This is a genomic window from Paenibacillus antibioticophila (assembly GCF_000455265.1).
In the GTDB taxonomy this organism is placed as follows: domain Bacteria; phylum Bacillota; class Bacilli; order Paenibacillales; family Paenibacillaceae; genus Fontibacillus; species Fontibacillus antibioticophila.
In genome coordinates this window covers 2,355,099-2,367,496 of sequence record NZ_HG005139.1, presented here as the reverse complement: position 1 = coordinate 2,367,496, position 12,398 = coordinate 2,355,099, and the positions used below count along the sequence as shown (strand labels likewise).

Below are 12,398 nucleotides of genomic sequence, written 5' to 3'. Positions count from 1 at the left end.
AAATGATCCCTAATAAAAAGGTAAGTGCAGTGGATATAAAATGTATTCGCTGAGGCTCACCAGTGTCAGAAATGTGAAAAGTATCACAAATTTTAGGGATCACAAGGCGCGGATATATAACCTTCAACCCGCGTACTTTAAACTATAAATGGAGGGAATAAAGATGTCGGTGATTGAAAGAGAAGTTCAAAAAACACAAGAAGTACAATCGGCGTGGAGAAGCTTTAAAAAAGGGAAATGGATGAGAGAAGTGAACACCCGCGATTTCATCGAGAACAACATCAGCGCATATGAAGGCACCGAGTCCTTCTTGGAAGGCGCAACTGACAACACTAAAGCACTGTGGGATATTATTTCCGATCTCACGAAGAAAGAAAGAGAAGCTGGCGGCGTGCTGGATGTAGATGTTCACAAGCCATCCATGATTACATCCCACAAGCCTGGATACCTTGACAAAGCTAAGGAACAAATCGTCGGTGTTCAAGGGGATGAGCCGTTCCAACGTACTATTCATCCTTTCGGCGGTATCAATATGGTTCTTAATTCCTGTAAGGCATACGGCTTTGATTTGCCGGAAGAAATTGTTGAACTGTTTACACATATCCGTAAAACCCACAACCAAGGCGTTTTTGATGCATATACCTCCGAGATGAGAGCCGTTCGTAAGGCCGGCATCATCACAGGTCTTCCGGATGCTTACGGCCGCGGCCGGATCATCGGCGACTATCGCCGTGTAGCTCTGTACGGTGTAGACTTCCTGATCAAACAAAAGAAAAACGAGCTGAAAAGCCTTGAGGTTGACGTTATTGATGAAGCTGTCATTCGTCTTCGCGAAGAGCTGTCCGAACAAATCCGTGCGCTGGACGAACTGAAGCAGCTTGGACAAATGTACGGCTTCGATATTTCAAGACCTGCTGAAAATGCGAAGGAAGCTTTCCAATGGGTATACTTCGGCTACCTGGCTGCTGTTAAAGAGCAAGACGGCGCAGCAATGTCCCTGGGCCGCGTATCTTCCTTCCTGGATGCTTACATCGAACGCGATCTGGCTGAAGGAACCCTGTCTGAAGAAGCAGCTCAAGAACTGGTTGACCATTTCGTTATGAAGCTTCGTATCGTTAAATTCCTGCGTACTCCTGAATATAATGATCTGTTCAGCGGCGACCCTACTTGGGTTACAGAATCGATCGGCGGTATGGCTGTAGACGGCTCGACATTGGTAACGAAGAACAGCTTCCGCTTCCTGCACACCCTGTACAACCTGGGTCCTGCTCCGGAACCGAACCTGACTGTTCTCTGGTCCGAGCAATTGCCTGAAGCGTTCAAGAAATACTGTGCCAAGGTTTCGATCGAAACCAGCTCGATCCAATACGAGAACGACGACCTGATGCGTCCGATCTACGGTGACGACTACGGTATCGCTTGCTGCGTATCCGCAATGAAGATCGGTAAGCAAATGCAGTTCTTCGGAGCGCGTGCGAACCTGGCGAAAGCCCTGTTGTATGCGATCAATGGCGGTAAGGATGAAAAATCCGGCGCGCAAGTCGGTCCTGAATACCCGGCGATTACTTCCGAATACCTTGAGTATGATGAAGTGATGAAACGCTTCAAGCCGATGATGGAATGGCTGGCTAAAACCTATGTAAATACCTTGAATGTAATTCACTATATGCATGACAAGTACTGCTACGAACGGATCGAAATGGCGCTGCATGACCGCGACATTCTCCGTACGATGGCTTGCGGTATTGCGGGGCTGTCGGTTGCAGCCGACTCCTTGAGCGCAATCAAACATGCCAAGGTTAAGGTTATCCGTAATGAACAAGGCATTGCTGTTGACTTCGAGACAGAAGGCGAGTTCCCTTGCTACGGTAACAACGATGACCGTGTTGACCAAATTGCCGTTAACCTGGTTGAATCCTTCATGGAAATGATTCGCAAGCACAAGACTTACCGTGATGCTCTGCCTACACAATCCGTATTGACCATTACTTCCAACGTAGTGTACGGTAAGAAGACAGGTACTACTCCGGATGGACGTAAAGCAGGCGAGCCGTTCGCTCCTGGTGCAAACCCAATGCACGGCCGCGATAAGAAGGGTGCGCTGGCATCGCTTAGCTCGGTAGCGAAGCTGCCTTACGAGCACAGCCTTGACGGGATCTCGAATACCTTCTCGATCGTGCCTAAGGCGCTCGGTAAAGAAGCGGAAATCCGCAAATCCAACCTTGTATCGATGATGGATGGATATTTCGGCAGCAACGCCCATCACCTGAACGTCAACGTGTTTGATCGTGAGCAACTGATGGACGCTATGGAACATCCTGAGAACTACCCTCAGCTGACCATCCGCGTATCCGGATATGCTGTTAACTTCATCAAACTGACTCGCGAGCAACAGCTCGACGTAATCAACCGTACCTTCCACGGTTCGATGTAAGGAGCTTCGGGTAGATTCGTAATAAATGCTGTTCAATAGTATAAATTGAGGCAGCCTAACTGGAAAGGGTGACGAAAGATGCTTAAAGGTCGCATACATTCATTGGAAACTTTCGGAACGGTAGATGGACCAGGTATTCGTTTCGTTCTCTTCATGCAGGGCTGCCTGCTGAAATGCCAATATTGCCATAACCCGGATACATGGAGCTTGACGGATGGCAAGGAGATGACTGTAGATGAGGTGTTGGCGGAGATTGAGCCATACCTCACCTACTATCGTTCCTCCGGCGGCGGCCTGACGGTATCTGGAGGAGAAGCAACCTTGCAGGCTCCTTTTGTTACCGAGCTGTTCCGTCAAGTCAAGAAGCGCTGGAACTTGCATACCACGCTGGATACGAATGGTTACAACGAAGGCGACAAGATCAAGGATCTTCTTGATGTAACGGATCTGGTTCTTCTTGATTTGAAGCACATCGATAATGAGAAGCACATCAAATTGACTAGCAAGCCCAATGATCGAATGCTTAGAATGGCTGAATGGCTGTCTAGTCATCATCGAAATATGTGGATCCGTTATGTGCTTGTACCCGGCATTAATGATGAGGAAGAGGATTTGGTCCGCTTAGGTCGGTTTATCGGCGGTCTTCAAGGTGTAGAGAAGCTGGAGATTCTCCCTTATCACCAAATGGGTGTATACAAATGGCAGGAGCTTGGCTGGGCATACCCGTTGGAAGGCGTGCCTTCCCCGACATCGGAACAGGTGGATTGGGCGTATGCTATGATCGAGAAGGGTCGTCAGCAGGCAGAAGTAATTATGAATTAGCAAAGTATAGCGATAGCGGTTAGGCTTGACTGTAGATGTCAGGTTTAACCGCTTTCTTGTGGTTAATAAGAAGAAATTATCCCTGATATAGAAAAATAACCTCCTGACGGATTTGAAATCGTTTTCTATAATAAGGGGTAGTAACTCTAAATTCAGGAGGGGTCCCAGAAAATGAAGAAAGGCATACTTCCGCTTCTCCTGCTGCTGAGCCTCTCTTTTTCTACCCTGCTTGCGAGCTGCAGTGATTCTCGTAACCCTGCATCCGAAAGTGAAGATCAAGGCCCGGTTGCGAATAATGAGGCTTTGAGCAGCGCAGCGCCGTTCGAGATTACGATCCGCCATACGCAGGTTGGAGATTCCAAGAAGTTCCGGCTTGCTCTGCTCGAGGAGGTCGTTGCCAAGACGGAGGCGGAAGTGCCCGGGCTGACAATCAGACTGGATGCAGTCGACTCCGAGGTGAACCGCAAGGAGAAGCTGAGGGGAGAGATGGCCGCTGGCAAGCCCCCGGAAGTATTTGATGTGTTCGGCAGCCCGGAGGCCCAGCTCTATGCCCGAGAGGGCCTGATGCTTGATCTTTCAGAAATTTTGAATGCGCTTGGCTTGAAGGACAAATTTACAACCTTGGCTTCATTTACACTGGACGGTAACATATACGGTCTGCCGATCGGCGGATCCATTGAAGGTTATTTCTATAATAAAGATTACTTTGAGCAAAAAGGGCTATCGATCCCCCAAACGCTGGATGAGCTTGACAGACTGGCTGAAGAGATTCAAGCTGATGGCAAAATTCCGTTCGCCCAAGCCTCCAAGGATGCATGGATTCCTCTGATGACAACGAATAATCTATGGTCATACTATGCCGGCCCGGAAATTACCTATGGCTTTATGACCGGCGAGAGCCAGTGGAATGATGAAAGGATGGTGAAGGCGATCGCCAAGCACAAGGAATGGGTAGAGAAAGGCTACTTCAAAAAAGGGGAGCTGGGTCTCGAATATGCGGATATGCGGAACCAGATGATCACGGGGGAAGCGATCATGATGATGGACGGTTCCTGGGCGAACTCGGTGTTCAGAGATCCGGCTCAGGCTGGACCGATGGCGGGTAAGATCGGTTTTTTTAATATGCCTCCATTGAAGAAGGGGGATCCTGTTGTGGTTATGCAGGATGCGAATAATGGCTACGGGTTCTCCAGCGCAGTTGCCGACGATCCCCGGAAGCTGGCCGCCGTGAAGAGCTTTATTAAAAATATGTGGACCGAGGAAATGCAGCTTCGCGGATTGAAGGAAGACGGTGTGCTGCCAGCAATCAAGATGGATCTGGAGCAGATGAGGACAACATCTGACGATGCGCTGATGCAGGATATTTTCACGGCGGTCAGCGAAATTGAACTGTCCTTTCCGGCATATGATGCGCTTGTACAAGCCGAGGTAAATACGGCGCTGAGCATAGGCATACAGCAGATCATCGGCGGCGAGATTGAACCGGCTAAGATGCTTGAGCACATTCAAGCCGTTCAGAATACGGCTAATGCGCTTGAATAGAGCTAAGCAAGCGTACTACGAATTCGGGAGAAAAACGCTATGAACCTGCGAATCAAACTGTTTACCGCCTTCCTTGGGCTTGTCATCATTCCGCTGTTCATACTCGGTATTATTACCTTTCTGGTTACATTCAATTCGATTGAGACCAAGTATAGCCAGCAGGCGGAGTATTCGCTCAAGGCCATTGGCTACAGCATCAAGAATATATTTCAGGAGATGGATAATGTCACGGACAACGGCATCGCCACAGGGGTATTCCAGGAAGCGCTCAGCTCTCAGGATCCGGATTCACAGGATTTAACGGCCGCAAGCCAGCTGGAACTGAATGCAAATCAGCGCAACTTCCGCTCTTTGCTGTATAGCCACCCTGCGATTGACTATGCTTTTTTGTACAATGTGCATGGAACCGGGGATTCTAATGTTATTTCTATCTTTAATAAAGAAAACTTCGAGACCTTGCCCTATGAGCAATTTCAGGAACATCCCCTCTACCAGGAAGTGATGTCCCTGAACGGGGTTCCCAAATGGATAGCGCCTCATGAGTATCCCGAATTAACCGGTTCGGAGGATGTGTTCACCCAGATTCGCCTGATTAAGGACCTGGGTACGTTTCGCAAGGTGGGCGTGCTGGTGGTTCAGATTAAAAATTGGGAGTTTGAAAGTATTTACCGCAACTTGACGATCGGGAGCAGGATGCAGGATACCCGTTTCTTTCTGGTCAATGACAACGGTCAGGTGCTTTACGACTTCCAGTCGGAGCTAAGCGGCGAGACGCTGGAATCCGGCATTCAGTCCAAGCTCTCGGCAATCACAGAGTATTCCAGCTTTAAGGGGAAATTCGAGAATGAGGAAAGCGTCATTTCCATCTATCATTTGAAGGAATATAACTGGAAGCTGGTGTCTGTAACGTCATGGCACTATTTGTCCCAAGAAGTTACGACGTTCTCCAAGTGGTTTGTAGCTATTATTCTCATATGTGTTGTTACGGCCATGCTCTTTAATATTTTCTTTATGAACCGGATTACAGGGACAATAGGGGTTATAGTCCGCTTTATGAGAAAGGTTGAGAGCGGCGATCTGACGGCCAGGGTCGATGAGAAGGGCGATGATGAGCTTCTGCTGCTGCAGAAGGGCTTTAACAGCCAAATGGAGAAGATTAATGAACTGTTCCATCAAGTCAAACAGGAGCAGCTTCAGAAGGCCAATGCAGAGCTAAGAGTGCTGCAGGCGCAGATCAAGCCTCACTTCCTGTTCAACACACTGGAGTCGATTAATGTGCTGGCCGTGCAGAATGAAGGGCGGAAGGTCAGCGAGATGGTGGTGCGGCTGGCCAGCATTCTTCGCATCAGTATTCAGGACAAGGAAGAGATTCGCCTTGGGCTTGAAGTGGAGCATCTTCGGAGCTATCTTGAGATTCAAAAATTCCGTTTTGAAGAGCTATTCGATTATGAGATTGACATTCCGGCAAGCATGATGAGCTGCAAGGCGATGAAGCTGACGCTTCAGCCTTTGGTAGAGAATAGCATCCAGCATGGCTTCGAGGGCATCAATTACAGGGGCCAGATTAAAGTGACAGGCATGCTGCGGAATAATAGCATGGTGCTCCAGGTAGAAGATAATGGGATCGGCATGACAGGCAAACAGCTCTCATCCATTCAGTATGCCGACCCTGACCTAGATCTTCATTCCGTCTCTGTGTATCCCAATCATGAGCGGAGGGGGCTTGGGCTAAGGAGTGTGCATGACAGATTAAGGCTGCGATATGGAAGCCGCTATGGTCTGTTCATCTGCTCGCAGCCCGGAGAAGGAACGATAATCCAGTGTGTGATTCCAATAACAGAATCGGGTGATCAGGGATGAATCTGAAGGCGCTGTTGGTGGATGATGAAGTTCATATTTTAAACAACCTGTCGAAGGTATTGCCCTGGGAGGACATGGGCTTCGAGATTGTGGGATTGGCCCGAAACGGGGTGGAGGCGCTGGAAGCCGCCGTCTTGCATGCGCCGGACTTAATCCTATGCGATATTCGAATGCCGGTAATGGATGGGCTGGAGTTCATCGAGAAGGCCAGGGAGTGCAAGCTGAACAGTGAGATTATTTTACTGACAGGCTATCAGGAGTTTGAGTATGCCCGGGTAGGCATCAAGTACGGGGTGAAAGACTATATCTGCAAGCCGATCAATTACTTCGAGCTGGAGGATGTGGTTAGGAGCATCGCTGCCCATATCCGTGAAGCCAGAAGGAAGCAGACCAAGGAGGAGTGGCTGGAACAGGCGGCGATGCTGTTTAACGAAAATTATATGCTGCATGCTTTACTAGGCCAAATGACAGACGAGAGGATGCAATGGCTCCCGGACGAGGAGCGGGGCGAGCAGCCATCGGTTGACGGCATGCTCCTGTTGGACCTGGAAGACTATGCGCGTTGCTCGTTGTCCTGGACCCCGCATGAACGAAAGACTTGGAATGTACATATCAAGCGGTTGTTGACCGAGCTGTTCAGGGAGCTTGTACCCAACTGCATGGTGCTGCAAGTGAGAGAGGGCGAATGGTGTCTGGTATTGCATTCCGCAGAGTGGCAGAGTGTCACCCGCGAGCAGCTCGCAGAAATGCATACCGTGCTGATGAACGAGGTCCGGGAGACGCAGCCCGAGCTAAGCCTGCGGATGTGTGTCAAGCAGGAGTCTGTTCCACTGCGTGAGCTGCCTGCTCTTTATCAGCGTATGCAGAAGCTGTTCATCTTGCATTCCCCGGATCAATGGATTGTGGATGCGAATGGCTTGCTGCCCGAGCGGAATGAGATACAGGCAGACGATGGGATGCAAGGATGGCGGTTCACGGAATTAATGACGAATGGACTAAGGAACGGCAATCCGGATATGCTGCTTCGTGTATCCTCCGAGCTTAAGCATTATATCGCCCACTCCGTCGAAAGCTCAGGCGCTCATGCAGAGAAGCTCCTGCATTATCTGCTCATACATCTGCTTCGGGAGATGCGTGAATTGCAAATGCTGGCTGCAGACCAAGAGAAGAAGGTTTGGGCGCTGCTTCAGGGAACGCTCAGCCTTAAGGAACTGCTTACGGTCATTCTGGCCATGCTTGATCAGTCCAGAGATTCATTGGCAGCTAAGAAATCCTCGGAAACCCTGATGATGACGGCTCAGAACTACATCCTGCAACATCTTGGCAAAGACTTCGGGATCGAGGATATTTCAGATTATTTAGGAATTAGCTGCAGTTATTTCTGCCTGTTGTTCAAAAATCACTTCGGAGAGACATTTGTTGAATATTTAACACGTCAGCGAATCGAAACAGCCAAGACCTTGCTCCAGAGCAGCAGTAAATCAATAACCAGCATCGGAGCTGTTGTCGGGTATCAGGAACGCAGGTATTTTACGAAGGTCTTTCAGAAATACACCGGAATGACGCCCTCGGAATATCGTTCCAGGGAATCAACCGTATCCTAATCTAAGAGGTGAGAGGCTTGAAGTTGAATGAATCAGCGTGGTCGTTAGAGGAAAAGATTGGCCAATTGTTTATTTGCGGTTTCCATAGTCTTGAGGCGGATGAACAGATTTTGACCTTGATCAAGGACTACCATGTCGGGGGGACGGTGTATTTCCGGCGCAATATCGAGTCTGTGCCGCAGCTGGCCGCATTGTCCTCCGCTCTGCAGCGGCTTCCGAGGAATCATGCGGATGTTCCGTTGTTCATTGCCATTGATCAGGAAGGCGGGATGGTTGCTCGTCTGGACCATGAGGGCATGAGCCGGATTCCGGGGAATATGTCTCTTGGCGCAGCCGATGATCTGTCGTTAACGGAAGCTACCGCTCGGCTGGCAGCCAAGGAAATGCTGGCGCTCGGCATTAATTTCAACTTCGCGCCTTGCATCGATGTGAATAATAATCCGGCCAACCCTGTCATCGGAGTGCGTTCGTTCGGGGAGAACCCGCTAAAGGTAGCGGAGCATGGTGTGGCTGCAATTGCAGGCTATCAGCAGCAGGGAGTTATTGCTACGGCCAAGCATTTTCCCGGACATGGGGATACGGCAGTGGATTCGCATCGAGGCCTTGCCTCGGTGCCTCACGATAAGGAGCGTCTGAATGCCGTTGAATTGCTGCCATTCCGGCATGCAATCGAGGCCGGGGTAGATGCGATAATGACTGCACATGTCATCTTCCCGGCATTTGAGCCGGATGGTATTCCGGCTACATTATCCCGGAAGGTACTGACGGATTTGCTCAGAACCGAGCTGGGCTATCAGGGGGTTATTGTTACGGATTGCCTGGAGATGCATGCGATTTCCAAGGAGAGCGGAATTGCCGAAGGGGCCGTCCAATCGCTTCAAGCCGGAGCAGATCTTGTGCTAGTAAGCCATACGCTGAGTGACCAGATTGCAGCGATTGAGGCCGTGAAGTCGGCAGTTAAAGAGGGCAGAATTACCGAGGAGCGAATTAATCAATCCGTAGAACGAGTTCTTCGGCTGAAGGAGCAAAGATTGGGGACGCCGACCTTTGAAGCGGGGAAGGAAGTCCCTGCAGTTCCAGTTCAGATCCCCTTGACTCCTGATGAGGAACGTGTGCCGCTCCTTACACAAATTGCCGAAAAGAGCGTGACGCTAGTGAAAAAGGGCTCGAACTTCCCGCTGAATGCAGCGAAGCCCGTGCTTGTCGTCTGGCCGGAGCTTCGGCATCGGACTGAGGTCGACGAACCGGCAGTTCATCGCTTCACCCTTGCTGATGCATTGGAGAAATGCGGAGTTCAAGTGGAGCTGGCAGTCATCGGCACATATCCGGAGGATGAAGAGCTGGAACAGGTGTTGAAGGCAAGCCTGGCCTATGATCAGATTGTAGCCGTAACCTATACCGCAGAAGGAGCTCTGCCCGAAGGCCAAAAGCAACTTATCCAAGAGCTGTGCCGGATTCATGAAGACCGGATTGTTGCAGTATCGACACGGAATCCTTATGACATTAATGAATTCCCTGAGGCAGAAACCTATCTCTGTCTTTATGAAAATCGTTCCTACGCTCTGGATGCATTGGCTAAGGTGATTACAGGTCGTTTGAAGCCGACCGGAGTTCTGCCTGTTGGTCTGAACAGCAGCTACCCGGCAGGCTTTAGTTACCCTCTTAACTAATAATTTCAGGCGATACATGCAAAGCCAAAACCGGCAGAATCGCGCGATATAACGCGGTTTGTGCCGGCTTTTGCGTGGATACGGAACTTTTTGTCCAATGTTTGTGCTTGCATGCTATGATATTTGTAGAAACTTTTTCAGGGAAGATGCGTTTAAAGTATATGAGTCTACAGAAGAAGGTTCCAAAATGGGGGAGAGAGGGAGTATTGCCAGCATGAATTTCAAGAAAATGCTTATGACTACGATTTTGGTTGCTTCGCAGGTAGCCGCACTGGCTTTGCCTGCAAGTGCAGAGGAGAATGTGCCGGTCTCCAATTCGGCAAATGAGACGACGATTACCGAAGCGACATATGAGCAGCAGTCTCAGGCCGATTCCGGTGAGGAGGCTTCCTCAACAGATCCAGTGACTGATCCGGATACAGAGGACGCTGGGACAGTTGAAGGTGAAGCGGGAGAGCCAACAACAGAGCCGGCAACAGAGCCAACAACAGAGCCAACAACAGAGCCAACAACAGAGGGTGAGTCCAATGAAGGAGCCGTCATTTCCGGGGCTGCCTCTTCAAGCGGCGATGAATTGATCCTTTTGATGAACAGCAAGAAAATGTACCATAATGGTGTAGAATACCTCGCTAATTATCCCATGGAAGTAAAGGACGGAGTATCCTACGTCTCAATCCGGGCGATTGTCGAGCGGGCCGGATTTCAAATCTCTTACGACAGCAAGACCAAGGAAACCATTATTGTCCGCGGCAGCGATGAGCTTCGCTTCAAGCTGAATACAACAAGCTATAAAGTTAACGGTGTTACCTCCACTATGCGCGGCAAATCCTATTCCGTTCAGAATAATTTCATGGTGCCGTTGACTGCGATTACTCAAGCCTTGGAAATCCCGTATACATGGGACCAAAAGGGAAAGCGCGTCATTATGAATCTATCTACTAAACCGGTGGCAAGCTTTACGATCGGGAATAAAGAGGTCATTTCCGGAGAGACGATAGTTCAATACTTGCCTCAGTCATCTTCTCCTACAGGCCAGCAGATTGTCAGTGAAGAGTGGCAGGGCCGTCAGGAAACGTTCATGACGCCGGGGAACTACGTGGTCACTTATCGCGTTCAGGATGCAAGCGGCCAATGGAGCGATCCGTTCTCCCTGACGATTACCGTGGTGAAGCCGCATACTCCGCCAATAGCTAATTTTACAACGGATAAAGATACTTACAAGATGGGTGAGCTGATCACTTATATCGATGACAGTACGGATGAGGTAGGAATCCAGGACCGCAATTGGGTAAATAATCAGCGTGCCTTTTTTAGCCCGGGTCCGGTATCTATTAAACTGACTGTAGTGAATGTATTTGGGCTTACATCGACGATCGAGAAGACCATCACGATTACGAATGAAACCCTCTATACGCGGGATGAATTCAACCAGCTCTATACTCCGGTCGGAGAAAAATATGGATTCGACGGAAAAGCGGTTCCGAGCTGGGACAAGGTTAATTATTCATATACTTCCAACGCAACTACGCTGATCCGAAGCAATAGCCCGGAGACGGTTTATTCTGAGGGTGTACTGTATCGGGAGACAGCCCTTGGCGCTACCCGGTTTATGATTCACCATGCGAATGCTACCGGCAAAAATGTGAAAATGTACGTAATTGCCACTAATAATAACGATGTTAGCGCCCGTTTGACCCAGAGCAACCTGGGCTTTGCCGGACCGAATCAATATGCAACCGGAGTGGGTAAAGCCTCCGTTGAACGTTATTATGATTCCATGCTGACCGGAAACCAGTATAAGGATATCTGGATTGCTCCGGGAGAAAGCAAGATCATCCTGAACGAGCTGAGCGCATCTAACATGAAAAATGGGGATGTCATCTCGTTGCTTGCAGATTTGCACAGCGACTCTACCCTTCAATATGATGTCATTATGATAGGCGCGGATAAGGATCCGATGGTATCGCTGCCTTATCTGAGCTTGCTGCCGCGTGATGTTCATAACCGAGGAACGTTTATGGATGCTACCAGAACGATTGAATATTCCGAAGAAATTGGTCTGACACCTGTAAGACTGCTGCTAGGGGACAACTCAAGCGATCCGTTCCTTGCAGGGCAAGATACGATGTCTGCTGCTGAACCTGTTCTGAATGCCGGAAACTTCGGTGTTGTGTATAACATTACATTGAAGCGGGTTGCACCGAATACCTTGGTTACCTTCAATCCACGCGGCGGATTCTATACCGGCTGGATTCTGGTGAACGGGGTTCAGGTTCCGCTGTCTGCGACAACCGGATTGAATGCACCGAACGAAACGGCGGTTCTGTTCCGCACAGGTAATTACGAGCAGAGCTTGAATCTGGTATTCACTGCCGCTCCGGGAAGCAACCTTTCGGTCAATCTGCTGTTCCAGCAAATGCCCGCGATGAAATAGATGATATAAGTTGATCTAATGATTGTACGTAT

General features: G+C 49.5%; 7 protein-coding genes. All 7 read left to right on the top strand.

Going from position 1 to position 12,398, the window contains the following annotated elements:
* The first annotated feature begins 163 nt into the window (after window positions 1-163).
* The 7 genes from pflB to TX85_RS10880 all read left to right on the top strand — a co-directional run bounded on the left by pflB (window position 164) and on the right by TX85_RS10880 (window position 12,366).
* Entirely contained in the window at window positions 164-2,434 is a 2,271-nt protein-coding gene (gene pflB, locus TX85_RS10910) for a formate C-acetyltransferase (protein WP_044479148.1), read from the top strand.
* 78 nt (window positions 2,435-2,512) lie between these two features.
* The gene (pflA, locus tag TX85_RS10905; RefSeq protein WP_044479147.1) at window positions 2,513-3,256 is read left to right on the top strand and encodes a pyruvate formate-lyase-activating protein; all 744 of its coding nucleotides are present in this window, start codon (window positions 2,513-2,515) and stop codon (window positions 3,254-3,256) included.
* Window positions 3,257-3,427: 171 nt separating this feature from the next.
* The gene (locus TX85_RS10900; RefSeq protein ID WP_044479146.1) at window positions 3,428-4,798 is read left to right on the top strand and encodes an ABC transporter substrate-binding protein; all 1,371 of its coding nucleotides are present in this window, start codon (window positions 3,428-3,430) and stop codon (window positions 4,796-4,798) included.
* 39 nt (window positions 4,799-4,837) lie between these two features.
* Window positions 4,838-6,658 carry a cache domain-containing sensor histidine kinase gene (locus TX85_RS10895; protein ID WP_044479145.1) on the top strand — a complete coding sequence of 607 codons (1,821 nt, stop codon included), beginning with the start codon at window positions 4,838-4,840 and terminating at the stop codon, window positions 6,656-6,658.
* Complete coding sequence (locus TX85_RS10890; RefSeq protein WP_044479144.1) at window positions 6,655-8,262, top strand: response regulator transcription factor; 1,608 nt, start codon at window positions 6,655-6,657, stop codon at window positions 8,260-8,262. The genes TX85_RS10895 and TX85_RS10890 overlap by 4 nt, the downstream gene beginning before the upstream one ends.
* A gap of 23 nt (window positions 8,263-8,285) precedes the next feature.
* Window positions 8,286-9,932: a beta-N-acetylhexosaminidase gene (gene nagZ, locus TX85_RS10885; RefSeq protein ID WP_044479987.1), complete on the top strand. Its 1,647-nt coding sequence runs from the start codon at window positions 8,286-8,288 to the stop codon at window positions 9,930-9,932.
* Window positions 9,933-10,146: 214 nt separating this feature from the next.
* On the top strand, window positions 10,147-12,366 hold the full coding sequence (locus TX85_RS10880; protein WP_044479986.1) for a stalk domain-containing protein: 2,220 nt from the start codon (window positions 10,147-10,149) through the stop codon (window positions 12,364-12,366).
* Window positions 12,367-12,398 lie beyond the last annotated feature (32 nt).